Source organism: Streptomyces rectiviolaceus (genome assembly GCF_039533825.1).
GTDB classification, from domain to species: domain Bacteria; phylum Actinomycetota; class Actinomycetes; order Streptomycetales; family Streptomycetaceae; genus Streptomyces; species Streptomyces rectiviolaceus.
In genome coordinates this window covers 1-16,643 of the sequence record NZ_BAAAUG010000015.1, presented here as the reverse complement: position 1 = coordinate 16,643, position 16,643 = coordinate 1, and the positions used below count along the sequence as shown (strand labels likewise).

The following is a 16,643-nucleotide window of genomic DNA, read 5'->3' as shown; positions in this document are numbered from 1 at the left end:
CGAGGAGCGGGGCCGCGGCTTCGGCTGCGGCGGGGGAGTCATCGGTCCCACCACAGTCGGCGCCCCGGAGACATCACGCGGCGGCCGGAGGTAAGGGTTGGTGTCAGGGTTCGCGGGCCGGTACGGATCGCCGGGGCTGTAAGGCCCCGCAAGGGGAGTCGGCATCCCCCCGGCCACCACCTCGGCCGGTGGCGCCACCTCAGGAGCCCCCACGGCGCGGGCCAACGGCGAAACCCTGCCCCCCGCAGCCCCGCTCGCCACCGCGAGCAACGCCCCCACCGCCCCCGCACCGGCACCCCACGCCGCACCGAGGAGCAAGGCCATCCCCAGCTGCCCGTGCAGCTCGATCCCCGCCCCGAACGCGTCGAAGCCGAGCACCGAGAGCGAGGCATCCGCGGACACCCCCGTCAGCCACACCATCAGCGGCAGCGCGAGCGCCGTCACTGCGCCGAGCCGCACCGCACACTGCCCCGCAAACCTCAGGGCTCCGGTCTCGCCACGTAAGCAGGGAGTGCGGACGGCGGTGAGCACCCCCGCGAAAAGGATCATCAGCGCCGCCGCGACGCCGAGGAGCCAGACCCGGCTGTCGAGTTCCGCGAGCCGCCCCAGCGTCACCGCCTCGTTCCCCGAGGCGCCCGACCCCGTCAGGAGGTCGTCCAGCGGATCAGGCAGGAGCTTCGTCAGCTCGCCCGTCGCCTCGCCGTCCCACGGCACGAAGAGCCCGATCGGCACCCCGAGCCACACCCCGTTCGGCGCCCCGAGCAGCGCGGCGCCCGCGATGCGCTTGGGATGGGCGTCGCCGATCATCGCGTACAGCGCAGCGGCGAGCCCGGCGAGCACCGCCACGAGCACCACCGTGACCAGCGCGGACGCCGCAGGCCGCGCCACGCGGTGCAGGGCGTCCCATCCACGCGGCAGTGGCGTACGACGTGAGGCGAGCAGCGCGATCAGCAGGACGCCGATCACCCACACCCCGCCCCCGAGCAGCGTCGGACCCGTGTCCACGGTGAAGCCGACCGCCGCCTTCGCCTGCGCGAGGTCGCCGAGGCGGTCGGGCAGCAGACCGCCGATGTCACCGAGCCCGTCGGGAAGTTTGTCCGTGATGTCGTCCGGGAGCTGGTCGATCCCCTTGTCGATGCCCTTGTCGATCCCCAGCTGCTCACCGTCGATCGTGATGATGTCGTGACCCGCCCACGCGAGCCCGCCGAGCATCGCCACAAAGAGGGCGATCACCGCGCCCGCGCGCGCGGCCAGTTCGGCTGGCGTGATCACAACTCCCGCCGCACGCAAGGAACGTAGGAAGAAATACGCCAGCAGTACCGCACCCGCGAGTCCGACGCCCAGCGGCGCGATGTCGATCGCGGTGGTCGCCTCGGCTCCTTCGAGCCCGAACGCCGAGACGTCACCGGACGGGGTGACCGAGCCTCCCGCGCCGAGCGCCACCACAGCCGCCGTCATCGGCCCCAGTGACCCCACCGCGTTCGCGCCGAGCAGATGCAGGCCGAGCGCCGCCGTACCGGCCATGCCGACAAGAGCCCAGCTCACGGCGGCGACAGCGGAGAGCAGCACATCGCCCCACCGCACGCCCGGGCCTTCGACCAGTTTTCCGCCGGACTCCATCAGGACCCCCCGACTCGCACCGCCTCGCCCTATTCATACGGGATGTGCGCAATGCGCATGATCCGTATGCACTCATGGGCGGTTACTACTCTCCGGGGCGATTTCTGCCCCGTCAACGGGGCGGTCATGGAGGCCCGTACGCAGTCTTCACAAGGCCCGACTTTCGGTCAGAGGCCTCCGCCTGAAATAGTTCCTCCCGATGTTCGACATCCCTAGACTCCCCATGATGGGGGCTAGCTCGGGGGACAACTCAGTGGGGCTGGAGTGCCGGAACTCGTACTGGAATTGAATGGAAGGACCTGGACGCTCGATCCGTCCAGGTCGTACACCCTCGGACGTGATCCGCAGGGAGATCTCGCGCTTGACGACGCCAGGGTGTCCTGGCGTCACGCCACGATCAGCTGGAGCGGCCGCAGTTGGGTCATTGAGGACCACGGCAGCACCAATGGCACCTTTGTGCAGGGCCAGCGGATCCACCAGATGGAAATCGGCCCCGGCTCGGCCGTGAACCTCGGCAACGCGACCGACGGTCCGCGGCTGAATGTGTCCGGCAGCGCATCGGGCGCCGCCGCCGTGTCCGCACCGCAGCAGGCAGCTCAGCAGGCACCGGCTCATCAGGCGCCGCAACACCAGGCACCGCAGCACCACGCGCAGCAACAGGGCGGACCCGGCTGGGCCTCCCAGGCACCCCAGCAGCAGGCGCCGCAGCACCAGGCGCAGCCGCAGATGCCCCAGCAGCAGGGCTGGCAGCAGCCCCAGCAGCAGGCTCATCACCAGCAGCCCCAGCAACCGCAGGTCCCGCAGCAGCAGGGCCCCGGTGCGGGTTCCGGCGGTGTCGCGGGGGCCCCGCCGGTCTACGGAGACCGCAGCCCGACGACGTTCCACCAGCTCTCGCTCGGCCGCAAGATGCGCATCGGCCGCGCCCTGGAGAACGAACTGGTCGTCTCCGACCTCCAGGTCTCGCGGCACCACGCCGAGTTCACGGCCACTCCGGACGGCCGCTTCGAGATCCACGACCTCGGCTCGCACAACGGCACGTACATCAACGGTCAGCCGGTCGCGAAGTCGGGCACGGCCCTCATCGGCCCGAACGACATCGTCAGCGTCGGCCACTCGACGTTCCGGCTCGTCGGCGACCGGCTCGAGGAGTTCGTCGACACCGGTGAGATCTCCTTCTCCGCCCGCCACCTCACGGTGACGGTCGACGGCGGCAAGGACATCCTCAAGGACGTCTCCTTCGGCGTCCCGGAGAAGTCGCTCATCGCGGTCATCGGCCCCTCGGGCTCCGGGAAGTCCACCCTGCTCAAGGCGCTCACCGGCTACCGGCCCGCCAACAAGGGTGACGTCCTCTACGACAACCGGAACCTCTACAAGCAGTTCGCCGAGCTGCGCCAGCGCATCGGTCTGGTCCCGCAGGACGACATCCTGCACAAGGAACTGACCGTCAAGAAGGCCCTCAAGTACGCCGCCAAGCTGCGCTTCCCCTCGGACACCAGCGAGCAGGAGCGCGAGCAGCGCATCGACGAGGTCCTTCGCGAGCTCAAGTTGGACATCCACAAGGAGAAGAAGGTCACCTCCCTCTCCGGTGGCCAGCGCAAGCGTGTGTCGGTGGCCCTGGAGCTCCTCACCAAGCCGTCGCTGATCTTCCTGGACGAGCCGACCTCCGGCCTCGACCCGGGCATGGACCGCGACGTCATGCAGCTCCTGCGCGGCCTCGCCGACGACGGCCGTACGGTCCTGGTCGTCACGCACTCCGTCGCCGAGCTGGCGATCTGCGACAAGCTCCTGGTGATGGCGCCGGGCGGCTCGGTCGCGTACTTCGGTCCGCCGGAGGAAGCGCTCAACTTCTTCGGCTACTCGACGTGGGCGGACGTCTTCTCGGCGTTCGAGAACTACCGCGACTACGACTGGGCGGGCCGCTGGAAGGGCTCACAGCACTACCAGATGTACGCCGCCGACATCGACGCCGTGGCCGCGCAGTCGGTCCACATGCCGCCGGCGCAGGCGATCAGACCGCCCAAGCCACAGGGCTGGGGCTCGCAGCTGTGGACCCTGATCCGCCGCTACACCTCGGTGATCGCCTCCGACAAGGGCTTCCTGGGCCTGATGGTGATCCTGCCCGCGGTCCTCGGCATCGTCAGCGTCGTCATCCCGGCCGAGTTCGGGCTCGGCCCGCCCAAGCCGCCGGCGAAGTTCAACGGCGACGCGGGAACGATCATGCTGATCCTCGCGGTCGGCATGTGCTTCTCGGGCGCGGCCAACTCCGTCCGTGAGCTGATCAAGGAACGGGTCATCTACGAACGGGAGCGGGCCACCGGCCTTTCCCGTTCGGCGTACCTGATGTCCAAGGTCATCGTCCTCGGCGTGATCACGGCCTTCCAGGGCGTGATCATCTGCGGCATCGGCTTCGCGACCCGCGACATGCCGGAAGAGGGCCTGATCCTGCCCCCGGCCGTCGAGATCTGCCTGACGATCATCGCCCTGGGCTTCACCTCGATGATGTTCGGCCTGGTCATCTCCTCGCTGGTGAAGACCGCCGAGAAGACCATGCCGCTCCTGGTGATGTTCGCGATCGTCCAGGTCGTCTTCACCGGCGTGCTCTTCCAGGTCTACGGCTCGCCGGGCCTCGAGCAGTTCGCCTGGCTGATGCCGTCGCGCTGGGCCATCGCCGGTGCGGGCGCCACGCTGGACCTCGCGCACCTCATGCCGCCGTGGGACCCGAAGAAGCCGGGCGACCTCGACCCGCTGTGGGAGCACTCGGCCGGCCAGTGGGGCATGAACATCACGATCCTGCTCCTGATCGGCATCGCCTGCGGCTTCGCGGTCGCACGCCTGCTGCGCCGCCACGAGCCTGAGGTCATGCGCAAGTAAGCACGTCATGCCAGGTGCTCAGGCGTTTGATGGCAGACGAGAAGGGCGGCACCCCAGTGGGGTGCCGCCCTTCGGCGTCTGTGGAGCCTCGGCGAAGAGGTCCGTTGATCAGGAGATCAGGCTCAGTAGGCGCCGTTCACGTTGTCCATCGAGCCGTACCGGTCGGCCGCGTAGTTGGCCGCGGCCGTGATGTTGGCGACCGGGTCGTAGATGTTCGTGGACGTGCCCTCGACGTGGTAGGCGTCGAACGTCGGCTGGATGACCTGGAGCAGGCCGACGGACGGGGTGCCGTTGATGGCGTTGATGTCCCAGCCGTTCTTGGCGTTCGGGTCACCGGCGGACTCACGGATGATGTTGCGGTGCAGGCCCTCGTAGGAACCGGGGATGCCCTTGGACTTCATGATGTCCAGGGACTGGCGGATCCAGCCGTCGAGGTTGTTGGCGTAGACCGGCTTGCGCGCGGCGGCACGGCTCGCGGCTTCCTTGGCCTTGCGCTCGTCCTCGGCCTTCTTCTTGGCCGCGGCCTCCTCGTCGGCCCGCTTCTTCGCGGCGGCGTCGGCCGCGGCCTTCGCCTTCGCGTCGGCTGTGTCCTTGGCGGCCTTGGCCTGCTTGTCGGCGGAGGTCTGCTGCTTGATGACGCCGGCGTGGACGGCCTGCTGGGCGTCCACGTTCTGCTTGAAGGCCACCGGGGCGGCCTCAAGGCTCTGCGTCTGGGTTCCGGCATCGGCGCTGCCCGGCACGAGGGAGAACGCGAGGGCAGCGGCGCCGAGCGTGGCGACACCGGCGATCGTGAACTTCTGGGTCTTGGTCGGCGCGGGGCGACTATGACCAGGGGTGCTGTGCTTGGACATGGCTGATGGACCTCTTCGAATCGCGGAGGTCGCTCTGGCCGGCGGGGACATTTGCTTATCCGGCACAAACGCCGCGGTGCGAGACCGCGGCGCCGAGCGACGGGAGCAATTCTTAGCGGGCGCAAAATTCTGTGGCAAAGGAGTGACATACGATGCCAGGTAGTGGATCAGGGGGCGCGCCGTACGCTTTGAAGGCAGTACATCCCCTGCGCATAAAGGACTTTCTTATCCACTAGGGACCTTCGTACGTGACGTGCGTCCTATGCGCGGGCTCACATCGAACACGTAACAGCCTCACCAACAGTTGCCGTCGCAATTCTCTGTGTGAGGGTTCTCCTCCGGGAGTAGGAGATGGACGTCGCCGAACTCGTGCCAGAGGTAGAGACGACGTACCGCCTCGGCATAACCCCGGTCGACGGCGGCCCGGCCCGCGATCGCCTCCAGCATCAGCAGATGCGATGCCTGCGGCTCGTGCAGCCCCGTGAGCAGCCCGTCCACCACGCGCACGCCCCGCTCGGGCGTCACCACGAGCTCCGTACGGCCCGCTGCCGCCCGGACCACCCCGTCGGGCCCCGTGGCGGACTCGACGGCGCGCACGGCCGTCGTACCGACCGCGATGACCCGACCGCCGCCCGCCCTGGCGGCGTTGATCAGCCGCGCGGATGCCCCGGGCACATCGAAGAGCTCGGGATACGGCGGCTCGTGCGCCTCGGGCGACGCCACCCCCGTATGCAGGACGACCGGCGCGAACTGCACACCCCGGCTCACCAGGCGTGCCACCAGGCCCTCGGTGAACGGCCGGGCCGCGCTCGGCATCTCCGCGCTGCCCGTCCCGTCGGTCGACGGCAGCGCGAACACGGTCTGGTGGGCGGAGAGCGGCTGGTCCCTTTCTGTATAGGAGTAACGGATGGGACGCCCGTGCCTCCGCAGCAGCGACGGCACATCGGCCGGCACCCGGGCCCACCACAACCGCCCGCTCCCCGGGGCCAGCGGCTCCTCGAAGACGAGGGGTACGTCCCCGGGGAGCCGCACGATCGAATCCGCGGGCCCGCCCGCCCGCGCGCGCGTGGTGCCCCTGCCGTCCGGATCCCGCAACTCGACGGCCCACCGTCCGTCGTCGCCCCGCGTCGAGAAATGCACCACCACGCGCGCGTGCCCGGCGATTCCGTCGACCGCGGCGGGCAGCGTCTCCGATGTGTTCACGATCAGCAGGTCCCCGGCCCGCAGCAGCGCGGGCAGATCGGCGAACGCGTGATGCGAGACCTCCGTCCCGCGCGACACGAGCAGCCGCACCGCGTCCCTGCCGAGCCCCTGGCCCCGCTGCTCGGCGGGAACGCGGGCCGCCAGCTCCTCGGGCACCCGCACGGCCAGCGTCATCGGACGTCCAAGGAGGAGGGACCGTCCAGGGAGGCAGGACCGTCCAGCAGAGAAGGAGCGGAGTACCGCCCGCTCGCCGGTCGCTCGTCCAGCAGCCGCAGGAAGGCGGGCACCACCGTCTCGGGTGCGGGCCGCCCCGAAGCGTCATCGTCCGGGACGGCCGCCTCGTAGAGATCGGTCCGCATGTCACCGGGATCGACCGCCCACACCCTGATCCCCGGCTCCTCCGCGGCAAGGACCGCCGACAGATGATCAAGGGCGGCCTTCGACGCCCCGTACCCGCCCCAGGTCTCGTACGCCTCGACGGCCGCGTCGGAACTGACGTCGACCACCGTCCCCGCCCCCGAGGCCCGCAAGAGGGGCAGCGCCTCCTGGATCAGCCCCAGCGCCGCCACCACATTGGTCTCCAGAGCCTGCCGCAGCCCGTCGAGCGTGAGCTCCTCAAGGCGTACGAGAGGCTCCGCGCCCAGCGCGCTCGCGTTGTTCACCAGCAGATCGAGGCCGCCCAGCTTGTGCGCCGCGGCCACCAGATCCGCCCGGTGCCCGGCCTGAGTGACATCCCCGGCGACGGCCTCCACACGCACGCCGCGCCCCGCCAGATCCCGTCCGGACGCATCGAGCGCGGCGGCCGTTCTCGCGTCGAGCACCAGATCCCAGCCCCGCCCGGCGAGCGCAGCCCCCAGCGCACGCCCCAGTCCCTTCGAAGCCCCCGTGATGATCGCTACCGGCATGACATCCGTCCCCTCGGGTCGCCCTGGCAGCCGCTTCTCCAGCGGATGACCCCACGGTAGGAACGGACCCGCTCCCGGCGCCTCGTGCTCGGGCCGCAACGGCTCAGGGCCCTTGGGCCTACGCCCACGGCCCTAGACGGTGGCCGCCACAGGTCCGATACGCGCTGTCACACCCCGCCGGTACGGTGAGGCCATGAGTCAAGGTCCCCGGTCCGGCCTGAACGCGGTGAGCTCCGCGCTTCTCGCCATGAGCAGTCAGCTCGAAGTGCGCGACGTCCTCAAGACGATCGTCGCCTCGGCCCGCGAACTGCTCGACGCGGAGTACGCGGCGCTCGGAGTCCCGGACGACCACGGCGGGTTCGCCCAGTTCGTCGTCGACGGTGTCAGCGACGAGCAGTGGCGTGCCATCGGCCCGCTGCCCCGTCAGCACGGCATCCTCGCCGCGATGCTGCACAAGGCCGAGCCCGAGCGCCTCGCCGACGTGCGCAACGACCCGCGCTTCGAGGGCTGGCCGTCCGCCCACCCGGACATGTCCGACTTCCTGGGCCTGCCGATCCGGTACGGCGACGAGACCCTCGGCGCGCTGTTCCTCGCGAACAAGAACTGTCCCAAGCCGGACGGCGGTTGCGGCTTCACCGCCGACGACGAGGAGCTCCTCTCGATCCTCGCCCAGCACGCCGCGATAGCCCTCACGAACGCCCGTCTTTACGAACGCAGCCGCGAGCTGACCATCGCCGAGGAGCGCTCACGGCTCGCCCACGAACTGCACGACGCCGTCAGCCAGAAGCTGTTCTCGCTGCGCCTGACGGCCCAGGCAGCGGCCGCCCTGGTGGACCGCGACCCCTTGCGGGCCAAGGGCGAACTGCAGCAGGTGGCCGCCCTCGCGGCCGAGGCCGCGGACGAACTGCGCGCCGCCGTGGTGGAGTTGCGCCCCGCCGCCCTGGACGAGGACGGCCTGGTCGCCACCTTGCGCACGCACACGCAGGTCCTCGACCGCGCGCACTCCGCCGCGGTCACCTTCGAGAGCTGCGCCGTCCGCGCCCTGCCCGCGGCCCAGGAAGAAGCGATGCTGCGCGTCGCCCAGGAGGCGCTGCACAATGCCTTGCGCCACTCCGGCGCGGAACACGTCTGCGTGGCCCTGGTGCGGCGCGGAGCGGGAGCCGTGCTGCGCGTCATGGACGACGGCAGCGGCTTCGACCCGAGCGTGATCCGCCGCGCGGGGCGGCACTTGGGCCTGGTCTCCATGCGGGACCGGGCCGGCGGGGTCGGCGGACGGCTGACCGTGGAATCGGAGCCCGGCAAGGGCACGACGATCGAGATGGAGGTCCCCGGTGGCTGACGCTGTGTTCCATGCCAAGAAGACAGGGATCCGGGTGCTGCTGGTCGACGACCACCAGGTGGTCCGCCGCGGTCTGCGTACGTTCCTCGAGGTGCAGGACGACATCGAGGTCGTCGGCGAGGCGTCGGACGGCGCCGAAGGGGTCGAGCAGGCCGAGAAGCTGAAGCCGGACGTCGTCCTCATGGACGTGAAAATGCCGGGCATGGACGGGGTCGAGGCGCTGCGCAAGCTCCGCGAACTGGCCAACCCCGCGCGCGTGCTCATCGTCACCAGCTTCACCGAGCAGCGCACGGTCGTCCCGGCCCTGCGCGCGGGCGCCGCCGGTTATGTCTACAAGGACGTCGACCCGGACGCCCTGGCGGGCGCCATCCGCTCCGTGCACGCGGGCCATGTGCTGCTGCAGCCCGAGGTGGCCGGGGCGCTGCTGTCCCAGGAGGAGTCCAACAGCGGGCAGGGGAGGGGCGGTTCGCTCACCGAGCGGGAACGCGAGGTCCTGATGCTCATCGCCGACGGCCGCTCGAACCGCGAGATCGCGCGTGCCCTCGTGCTCTCCGAGAAGACCGTCAAGACCCACGTCTCGAACATCCTGATGAAGCTGGACCTCGCCGACCGCACCCAGGCCGCCCTGTGGGCCGTACGACATGGTGTGACCGGCTGATCAACGTTTTGGCACACACCGTCAACCGGCAGAACGGAACGTCGCGTTCCGGGCTGAGATTCATACCGTCGTGTGGATGTCCCCCGTATGGCGCAACCTGTGCGCCGCCCGGCCGTTCTCCAGTGCGTGCTGCGGCGGCTGGCCGCGGCGATCGCTAGGAGGATCCAGAAGTGAAGAACCTGAAGAAGGCCGCTGCAGTCACGATGGTGGCGGGTGGCCTCGTCGCCGCCGGTGCCGGTCTCGCCTCCGCCACGGACGGTGCGCAGGCCAATGGCAAGACCGTGAAGTCCCCGGGCGTCGGCTCGGGCAACCTCGTCCAGGCGCCGGTGCACATCCCCGTGAACGCCGTGGGCAACACCGTGTCGGTCATCGGTGCCCTCAACCCGGCCTTCGCGAACGACGGCCTCAACGCCTGACGCACGCCCCAGGCGCAGCAGTGACCACCGGCTCCCCGGACATTCTCCGGGGGGCCGGTCCGGCGTTCAGGGGCGCCCCGAAGGGGCGCGGGGAACTGCGCGATCAGCCACGAAGCACCCGCGGAAAAAGACGAAGCACCGCAGCTGAACAGAAGCCCTCCGCCGCGCAGCGGCTGCCCCCGGGCGTCCCGGAACCGCCAAGGCGCCCCCAGGGCCCAGCTCAGCCCCGCTCACGCTCCTCCACGTACGCGTTGTAGGCGGCCACCTGCGCCCGCCGGGCGGTCCGCTCCACGGGGCGCAACGCCGCCCCCCGCGCAGCCATCTCCGAGGCGCTCACAGCCCCGCCGTGGCCGTTCTCGAACGCCACCGAGATCAGCAGGGCGACCCGCTGGGCCAGCTCCAACACCCGTACCGCACGCGGGGGGTATCCGGGCGCGAGAGCCTCCCGCCCCCGCTCGGCCCGCGCCCGGTACGCGTCCACCGCGGCCTCGGCGACCGGCCCCGAGCCGGCCACGTCGAGCCGCGAGAGCACCTCCGTCGCATCCCGCAGCGCCTCGGCGAGCTCGCGCTCCGCCTCGCCCAGCGAGGGCACATCGGCGGGCGGCGCCTCCCGTACCGGCAGGCAGTGCCAGAGGACCTCCACATGCACATCGCCGGCGGGCCCGGCCTCGGACACCTCGGGCACCAGACCGTACGGCGCCCCGTAGGCGACGACCGCCTCCTCCGCGTCCAGGGCCCGCGCGTTGAAGGCGGGCGGCCCGCTGAGGCCGAGCGGATGCCCCGGCGCGGGCAGCGCGACCCGGAGCCCGGTCACCCCGAGCGTGCGCAATCGTCCGAGGGCGAGCGTGAGGCCGACGGGCCCCGACTCGCCGGGGAGACCTTCGACCCGGTGCACGGCGTCGTCGCCGACCATCGCGAGCACCGCGTCATCCGGCGAGACAAGTCCGGCAAGAAGGGCATTTCCCCATGCTGCCAAGCGTCCTGAGCGTGGTTCCGAGAGCATGCGTACAGCCTAAGGACCGGGCTAAGGGCTGGAGCGCTCGGCCGGTGGCGTAGGTTTTCTCCCAGGGGACTGCGTCCACAGGCGCAAGCGACAGCCGAGACTGCAATGGGAGACAACGCGCTCATGAGCGATGTACTGGAGCTGGAGGACGTATCCGTGGTCCGCGAGGGCCGGGCTCTGGTGGACCAGGTCTCCTGGTCGGTCAAGGAGGGTGAGCGCTGGGTCATCCTCGGACCGAACGGCGCGGGGAAGACCACCCTCCTGAACGTCGCGTCCAGCTACCTCCACCCGAGCAGCGGCACCGCCACCATCCTCGGCGAGACCCTCGGCAAGCCCGGCACGGACGTCTTCGAACTGCGCCCGCGCATCGGCGTCGCCGGCATCGCGATGGCCGAGAAGCTGCCCAAGGGCCAGACCGTGCTCCAGACGGTGCTCACGGCCGCGTACGGCATGACCGCCGGCTGGCACGAGGACTACGAGGACGTCGACGAGCAGCGCGCCCGCGCCTTCCTCGACCGCCTCGGCATGACCGAGTACCTGGACCGCAAGTTCGGCACCCTCTCCGAGGGAGAGCGCAAGCGCACCCTGATCGCGCGCGCCCTGATGACCGACCCCGAACTGCTCCTCCTGGACGAGCCCGCCGCGGGCCTCGACCTCGGTGGCCGCGAAGACCTCGTACGCCGCCTCGGACGCCTCGCCCGTGACCCGATCGCCCCCTCGATGATCATGGTCACGCACCACGTCGAGGAGATCGCCCCCGGCTTCACCCACGTCCTCATGATCCGCCAGGGCAAGATCATGGCCGCCGGTCCGCTGGAGCTCGAACTGACCTCCCGCAACCTCTCCCTGTGCTTCGGACTGCCCCTGGTGGTCGAGGAGCGGGGCGAGCGCTGGAGCGCCCAGGGCCTCCCGCTCGGCTGACGGTTCGGCCGGCACCGGCGCGAACGGCCGGGCCCACTCCGGCCGATAGATCACGTGCCCTGTGCGGGAAGGTCCCGCGGTCCTACCATGACCATGTGGACATCGACGCATGGGTGTGGTGGCTGATCGGCGCCGCCGCGCTCGGAATCCCGCTCGTACTGACCGCGATGCCGGAGTTCGGCATGCTCTCCGTGGGCGCCGTCGCGGGCGCGGTGACCGCCGGTCTCGGCGGCGGCACCGTGCTCCAAGTCGTCGTCTTCGCCGCGGTGTCGGTCGCGCTCATCGCGGTCGTACGCCCCGTGGCGGCGCGACACCGCGCCCAACGGCCCGAACTGGCCACGGGAGTCGAGGCGTTGAAGGGCAGGACGGCCGTCGTCCTGGAACGGGTCGACGGCTCCGGCGGCCGGATCAAACTCGCCGGCGAGATCTGGTCGGCCCGCTCGCTCGACACCTCCGAGAGCTACGAGGCGGGACGCGAGGTGGACGTGGTCGAGATCGACGGAGCAACGGCGATCGTCATGTGACGGCCATCGTCAGGTGAATGCACCACGGGGTGTGCGACGGTCTGACAGACTCGACCAGCAAGATCTTCGCCGGCCCGCGTTCAGGCTCTGCGGATCTTCCGGGAACACCGAGCAAGAGGGGTACGGGGAACAACGATGCAACCAATCATCATCGTCCTGATCATTCTGGTGGTGCTGGTCTTCATCGCCCTGATCAAGACGATCCAGGTCATCCCACAGGCCAGCGCGGCGATCGTCGAGCGCTTCGGCCGCTACACACGGACGCTGAACGCGGGCCTGAACATCGTCGTCCCGTTCATCGACTCGATCCGCAACCGCATCGACCTCCGTGAACAGGTCGTCCCGTTCCCGCCCCAGCCGGTGATCACCCAGGACAACCTCGTGGTGAACATCGACACCGTCATCTACTACCAGGTGACCGACGCCCGCGCCGCGACGTACGAAGTCGCCAGCTACATCCAGGCGATCGAGCAGCTCACCGTCACCACGCTGCGCAACATCATCGGTGGCATGGACCTAGAGCGGACCCTGACGTCCCGCGAGGAGATCAACGCGGCACTGCGCGGCGTCCTCGACGAGGCCACCGGCAAGTGGGGCATCCGCGTCAACCGCGTCGAGCTCAAGGCGATCGAGCCGCCGACCTCCATCCAGGACTCGATGGAGAAGCAGATGCGCGCCGACCGCGACAAGCGCGCCGCGATCCTCCAGGCCGAAGGTGTACGGCAGTCGGAGATCCTGCGCGCCGAAGGTGAGAAGCAGTCCGCGATCCTGCGCGCCGAAGGTGAGGCCAAGGCCGCGGCCCTGCGCGCCGAGGGCGAGGCCCAGGCGATCCGCACGGTCTTCGAGTCCATCCACGCCGGCGACGCGGACCAGAAGCTCCTGGCGTACCAGTACCTCCAGATGCTCCCGAAGATCGCCGAGGGCGACGCGAACAAGCTCTGGATCGTCCCCAGCGAGATCGGCGACGCACTCAAGGGCCTCGGCGGCGCGTTCGGCAACTTCAACCCCACGGGCGGCGGCTCGGGCGGCGCCCCAAAGGAGCGCCGCGAACAGCCGCCGATCGACTGAGCGCCCCGAAGGGGCGCGGGGAACTGCGCGCTCAGCCAAGGTCGGCCCGCACTGGAAGAGCCACCGGCAGGCGCAGTGCCCAGCGGCTAAGCGGCGGGCGCCGCCAGCCACTCCGGGAGAGTGGCCCGCTCGTCCCGGCCGAGCGCCAGCAACATCGCGTCCGCGGGCGTCGGCTCGAACGGCTGCCGCAGCAGCGGCATTCCGGCCTCCTCCGGCGTACGGTCCGCTTTGCGGTGATTGTCCATCGCGCACGAAGCGACCGTGTTCAGCCAGGAGTCCGCACCGCCCTGCGCCCGCGGCACCACGTGGTCCACGGTCGTCGCCCGCCTCCCGCAGTACGCGCACTTGTGCTGGTCCCGCACGAGAACACCGCGCCGAGACCACGCAGCCCGTCTTCGGAACGGCACCCGTACATACCTGCAGAGCCTGATCACCCGAGGCACCGGTACCTCGACCGCCGCCGCGCGCACACGGAGTCCGGGGTGGGCCTGCTCGACGACGGCCTTGTCCGTAAGGACCAGCACGACGGCACGGTTCAGCGTCACCGTCGACAGCGGCTCGAAGCTCGCGTTCAGCACCAGCGTGTCCCGCATTTCGCCCACCTCCCGTATGCACACCGACCCACCCCCTGGCGGGCTGGGATCAACTCTGGCCGGGCACGCCGGGATGGACAACGCAATAAAAAATGCCCGCCCCTGATCACTTCCATGACCAGGGGCGGGCAAACGTTCGGTGAACGCTCAGCTATCGGCGGGAGCCGCGTACTCGGCGAGCACCTGCGCGCGCCCGAGCGTGTGGAACCGGAGGTTGAATCCGATGACGGCGGGCGAAGCGTCGGAGTCCGGGCCGAGCTTCTCCTGATCCACCGCGTACACGGTGAACACATAACGGTGCGCCGGGTCACCGGGCGGCGGCGCGGCGCCGCCGAATTCCTTCGTCCCGTAGTCGTTCCGCACCTGCACCGCGCCCTCGGGCAGCCCATCGAACTTGCCGCTGCCCGCACCGGTGGGCAGTTCGGTCACCGACACCGGGATGTCGATGACGGACCAGTGCCAGAACCCGCTGCCCGTGGGGGCGTCCGGGTCGAAGCACGTCACGGCGAAGCTCTTGGTCTCCGGCGGGAAGCCTTCCCACCGCAGGTGCGGCGAGGTGTTCCCGGCCGCATGGACCTGAGCGTCCTTAAGGACCGCCCCCGGCTCGAAGTCCTCGCTCACGACCGTGAACGACGCCACGGGCGGATGGAAGTCATGGGGAAGCGGCGGCCTCTTGAGCTCGGTCACGTCGGCACCTCCTGATTGGTTCCTGCTCGGCGGTAGCTCTACAGCTCTTCCGTTCCGAGCCTAGAACCAGTTGCGCTTGCTGCCGACCTGGGACAGCCACTCGTTGAGGTACGCCGCCCAGTCGGTGCCCTGGAAGTCGTTGAGCCCCACCTTGAACGACCGGAACGAGTCGCTGCCCTCACTGAAGAGACCCGGCTTCTTGTCCATCTCCAGGATGACGTCCATCTCGCGGTCGTCGGCCACGAAGCTCAACTCGACCTGGTTGAGCCCGCGGTACTGCTGCGGCGGGAAGAACTCGATCTCCTGGTAGAACGGCAGCTTCTGCCGCGTGCCACGGATGTGACCGCGCTCCATGTCCGCACTCTTGAAGCGGAAGCCCAGCTGGATGAAGGCATCCAGGATGGCCTGCTGCGCCGGCAGCGGGTGCACGCTGATCGGGTCCAGGTCACCGGAGTCCACGGCCCGCGCGATCTCGAGCTCGGTGGTCACACCGATGTTCATCCCGCGCAGCTGCTGCCCGTCGATGGACGTGATCGGCGTCTCCCACGGGATCTCGAGGCCGAACGGCACGGCGTGCACCTGGTTCGCCTGGAGCGTGAAGGCCCCACCGAGCCGCAGCTTCGTGAACTCGATGTCCTGCTTCGTCTCCTGGTCGGTGCCCTCGACCTCGACCCGAGCCTGCAGACCGACGGACAGACCCTCGATCTCCTGGTCCACGGACCCGCCCTGGATCCGCACCTCACCCTGAACGACACCACCCGGTACGACATTGACCTCGGTCAGCACCGTCTCCACCGAGGCACCGCCGGCCCCCAGGCTCGCAAGCAGCTTCTTGAACCCCATGACTCTCCTCCCCCAGGCCCCGCCTGTGGTTCGACTCGACTTGAATCCTTGATCCATACAAACGCGGTGAACCCACGTCCGGTTCCGCGTCCTCACCCTGGCAATCCGCCCGGCAGGTGACCACCTGCCCGTACGGACCGTCTCCAGTACGCTCGGACGCCATGATCGAGGCCCCTGACCGTACGCCCCTCACACATGACTTCTTCGAGCGCCCTGTTCTCGATGTGGCCCCGGATCTCCTGGGCCGCGTGCTCGTGCGCACCTCACCGGACGGTCCGATCGAGCTCCGCCTGACAGAGGTGGAGGCGTACGCGGGCGATGCCGACCCGGGCTCCCACGCCTATCGTGGCCCCACCGCCCGCAACAACGTGATGTTCGGTCCGCCCGGATACGCGTACGTCTACTTCACCTACGGCATGTGGCACTGCCTCAACGTGGTGTGCGGCCCGGAAGGCAAGGCGAGCGGAGTCCTGCTCCGGGCCGGGGAGATCACGACCGGCGCCGAGATCGCCCGCAAGCGTCGACTCTCGGCCCGCAACGACAGGGAACTGGCCAAAGGCCCGGCCCGCCTGGCCACGGCCCTCGACGTGGACCGAAGCCTGAACGGCGCCGACCTCTGCGCGGGTGGTGACGCCCCCCTCACTCTCCTTACGGGCACCCCCGCCCACCCCGACCAGGTCAGCAACGGTCCCCGCACGGGAGTCGGCGGCGACGGATCCGTCCACCCCTGGCGCTTCTGGACCCCCAACGACCCGACGGTGAGCCCTTATCGAGCCCATACGCCCCGACGACGCCGAACTTGACGCGTCCCATGGGGAACCGTAATGTGGTCCGAGCCGCTTGACCCGGGTACGGCGTTCTGCCAGCAGCCGGAAGCGGCCAACCACTACTTACAACTTCCCCTCAGCGGGGGCGAATTTGGCGTGCTCGCATGCCTGAATTCGAACTCGCGGATCTCGATTATGAGTTGCAGAGGGAATCCGCTAACGTAGTGAACACGCCGAAAGGCAAAGGCCCTCCAACGGCCACTGGAAATGAAATCCGAACCGGGAACGGAACGGAAAACGGATCTGGTAAGGTTGGAAACACGAAATACCGAAGGGAAGCGCCCGGAGGAAAGCCCGAGAGGGTGAGTACAAAG

16 protein-coding genes and 1 pseudogene are annotated in these 16,643 nt (G+C 69.6%); 9 read left to right on the top strand and 8 right to left on the bottom strand.

Annotation, left to right across the window (positions count from 1 at the left end):
* Nucleotides 1-1,620 (bottom strand): streptophobe family protein (locus tag ABD378_RS03470; protein ID WP_344518826.1); only part of this gene is annotated, 1,620 nt, incomplete at its 3' end.
* 264 nt (nucleotides 1,621-1,884) lie between these two features.
* Here ABD378_RS03470 and ABD378_RS03465 point away from each other — a divergent pair.
* Complete coding sequence (locus tag ABD378_RS03465) at nucleotides 1,885-4,491, top strand: ABC transporter ATP-binding protein/permease (protein WP_344518825.1); 2,607 nt, start codon at nucleotides 1,885-1,887, stop codon at nucleotides 4,489-4,491.
* 122 nt (nucleotides 4,492-4,613) lie between these two features.
* Here ABD378_RS03465 and ABD378_RS03460 read toward each other — a convergent pair whose 3' ends face one another.
* The 3 genes from ABD378_RS03460 to ABD378_RS03450 all read right to left on the bottom strand — a co-directional run bounded on the left by ABD378_RS03460 (nucleotide 4,614) and on the right by ABD378_RS03450 (nucleotide 7,450).
* A complete protein-coding gene (locus ABD378_RS03460) occupies nucleotides 4,614-5,342 on the bottom strand; it encodes a transglycosylase SLT domain-containing protein (protein WP_344518824.1) in 729 nt (242 codons plus the stop codon).
* A gap of 294 nt (nucleotides 5,343-5,636) precedes the next feature.
* Nucleotides 5,637-6,719 carry an S-adenosylmethionine:tRNA ribosyltransferase-isomerase gene (locus tag ABD378_RS03455; protein ID WP_344518822.1) on the bottom strand — a complete coding sequence of 361 codons (1,083 nt, stop codon included), beginning with the start codon at nucleotides 6,717-6,719 and terminating at the stop codon, nucleotides 5,637-5,639.
* The gene (locus tag ABD378_RS03450) at nucleotides 6,716-7,450 is read right to left on the bottom strand and encodes an SDR family NAD(P)-dependent oxidoreductase (protein ID WP_344518821.1); all 735 of its coding nucleotides are present in this window, start codon (nucleotides 7,448-7,450) and stop codon (nucleotides 6,716-6,718) included. Before ABD378_RS03450 ends, ABD378_RS03455 begins: the two co-directional genes overlap by 4 nt.
* A 193-nt stretch (nucleotides 7,451-7,643) precedes the next feature.
* Here ABD378_RS03450 and ABD378_RS03445 point away from each other — a divergent pair, with 193 nt between their 5' ends.
* The 3 genes from ABD378_RS03445 to ABD378_RS03435 all read left to right on the top strand — a co-directional run bounded on the left by ABD378_RS03445 (nucleotide 7,644) and on the right by ABD378_RS03435 (nucleotide 9,863).
* On the top strand, nucleotides 7,644-8,789 hold the full coding sequence (locus ABD378_RS03445; RefSeq protein ID WP_344518820.1) for a GAF domain-containing sensor histidine kinase: 1,146 nt from the start codon (nucleotides 7,644-7,646) through the stop codon (nucleotides 8,787-8,789).
* Nucleotides 8,782-9,447 (top strand): response regulator, encoded by a 666-nt coding sequence (locus ABD378_RS03440; RefSeq protein ID WP_344518819.1) that lies wholly within the window; start codon nucleotides 8,782-8,784, stop codon nucleotides 9,445-9,447. Before ABD378_RS03445 ends, ABD378_RS03440 begins: the two co-directional genes overlap by 8 nt.
* 170 nt (nucleotides 9,448-9,617) lie before the next feature.
* On the top strand, nucleotides 9,618-9,863 hold the full coding sequence (locus ABD378_RS03435) for a chaplin (protein WP_344518818.1): 246 nt from the start codon (nucleotides 9,618-9,620) through the stop codon (nucleotides 9,861-9,863).
* A 220-nt stretch (nucleotides 9,864-10,083) separates the two neighbouring features.
* Here ABD378_RS03435 and ABD378_RS03430 read toward each other — a convergent pair whose 3' ends face one another.
* Nucleotides 10,084-10,866, bottom strand: coding sequence for a hypothetical protein (locus ABD378_RS03430; RefSeq protein WP_344518817.1), 783 nt, complete (start codon nucleotides 10,864-10,866; stop codon nucleotides 10,084-10,086).
* A gap of 105 nt (nucleotides 10,867-10,971) precedes the next feature.
* On the opposite strand from ABD378_RS03430, the pseudogene ABD378_RS03425 reads away from it, so the two are divergent.
* The 3 genes and pseudogenes from ABD378_RS03425 to ABD378_RS03415 form a co-directional block, all read left to right on the top strand.
* Nucleotides 10,972-11,520, top strand: a pseudogene (locus tag ABD378_RS03425) (ABC transporter ATP-binding protein); the annotation flags it as partial.
* Between the two features lie 362 nt (nucleotides 11,521-11,882).
* Entirely contained in the window at nucleotides 11,883-12,311 is a 429-nt protein-coding gene (locus ABD378_RS03420) for an NfeD family protein (RefSeq protein WP_344518814.1), read from the top strand.
* 135 nt (nucleotides 12,312-12,446) lie between these two features.
* Nucleotides 12,447-13,379: an SPFH domain-containing protein gene (locus ABD378_RS03415; RefSeq protein ID WP_344518813.1), complete on the top strand. Its 933-nt coding sequence runs from the start codon at nucleotides 12,447-12,449 to the stop codon at nucleotides 13,377-13,379.
* Nucleotides 13,380-13,465: 86 nt separating this feature from the next.
* Here the strand turns inward: ABD378_RS03415 and ABD378_RS03410 are convergent, their stop codons facing one another.
* From ABD378_RS03410 to ABD378_RS03400, 3 genes are all read right to left on the bottom strand, one after another.
* On the bottom strand, nucleotides 13,466-13,972 hold the full coding sequence (locus tag ABD378_RS03410) for an HNH endonuclease (RefSeq protein WP_344518812.1): 507 nt from the start codon (nucleotides 13,970-13,972) through the stop codon (nucleotides 13,466-13,468).
* 147 nt (nucleotides 13,973-14,119) lie between these two features.
* Complete coding sequence (locus ABD378_RS03405) at nucleotides 14,120-14,659, bottom strand: YbhB/YbcL family Raf kinase inhibitor-like protein (RefSeq protein ID WP_344518810.1); 540 nt, start codon at nucleotides 14,657-14,659, stop codon at nucleotides 14,120-14,122.
* A 60-nt stretch (nucleotides 14,660-14,719) separates the two neighbouring features.
* Nucleotides 14,720-15,502 (bottom strand): sporulation protein, encoded by a 783-nt coding sequence (locus tag ABD378_RS03400; protein ID WP_344518808.1) that lies wholly within the window; start codon nucleotides 15,500-15,502, stop codon nucleotides 14,720-14,722.
* A 161-nt stretch (nucleotides 15,503-15,663) separates the two neighbouring features.
* Between ABD378_RS03400 and ABD378_RS03395 the strand changes: the two genes are divergently transcribed.
* Both ABD378_RS03395 and ABD378_RS03390 read left to right on the top strand, forming a co-directional pair.
* Nucleotides 15,664-16,305, top strand: coding sequence for a DNA-3-methyladenine glycosylase (locus tag ABD378_RS03395; RefSeq protein ID WP_344518807.1), 642 nt, complete (start codon nucleotides 15,664-15,666; stop codon nucleotides 16,303-16,305).
* Nucleotides 16,306-16,433: 128 nt separating this feature from the next.
* The coding region (locus ABD378_RS03390; RefSeq protein WP_344518806.1) for a hypothetical protein at nucleotides 16,434-16,643 on the top strand (210 nt) is incomplete at its 3' end.

Excerpts from the sequence above, each read along its gene's own strand:
- ABD378_RS03460 (WP_344518824.1), bottom strand. The coding sequence starts at position 5,342 with ATGTCCAAGCACAGCACCCCTGGTCATAGTCGCCCCGCGCCGACCAAG.
- ABD378_RS03455 (WP_344518822.1), bottom strand. The coding sequence starts at position 6,719 with ATGACGCTGGCCGTGCGGGTGCCCGAGGAGCTGGCGGCCCGCGTTCCC.
- ABD378_RS03450 (WP_344518821.1), bottom strand. The coding sequence starts at position 7,450 with ATGCCGGTAGCGATCATCACGGGGGCTTCGAAGGGACTGGGGCGTGCG.
- ABD378_RS03445 (WP_344518820.1), top strand. The coding sequence starts at position 7,644 with ATGAGTCAAGGTCCCCGGTCCGGCCTGAACGCGGTGAGCTCCGCGCTT.
- ABD378_RS03430 (WP_344518817.1), bottom strand. The coding sequence starts at position 10,866 with ATGCTCTCGGAACCACGCTCAGGACGCTTGGCAGCATGGGGAAATGCC.
- ABD378_RS03415 (WP_344518813.1), top strand. The coding sequence starts at position 12,447 with ATGCAACCAATCATCATCGTCCTGATCATTCTGGTGGTGCTGGTCTTC.
- ABD378_RS03410 (WP_344518812.1), bottom strand. The coding sequence starts at position 13,972 with ATGCGGGACACGCTGGTGCTGAACGCGAGCTTCGAGCCGCTGTCGACG.
- ABD378_RS03400 (WP_344518808.1), bottom strand. The coding sequence starts at position 15,502 with ATGGGGTTCAAGAAGCTGCTTGCGAGCCTGGGGGCCGGCGGTGCCTCG.
- ABD378_RS03395 (WP_344518807.1), top strand. The coding sequence starts at position 15,664 with ATGATCGAGGCCCCTGACCGTACGCCCCTCACACATGACTTCTTCGAG.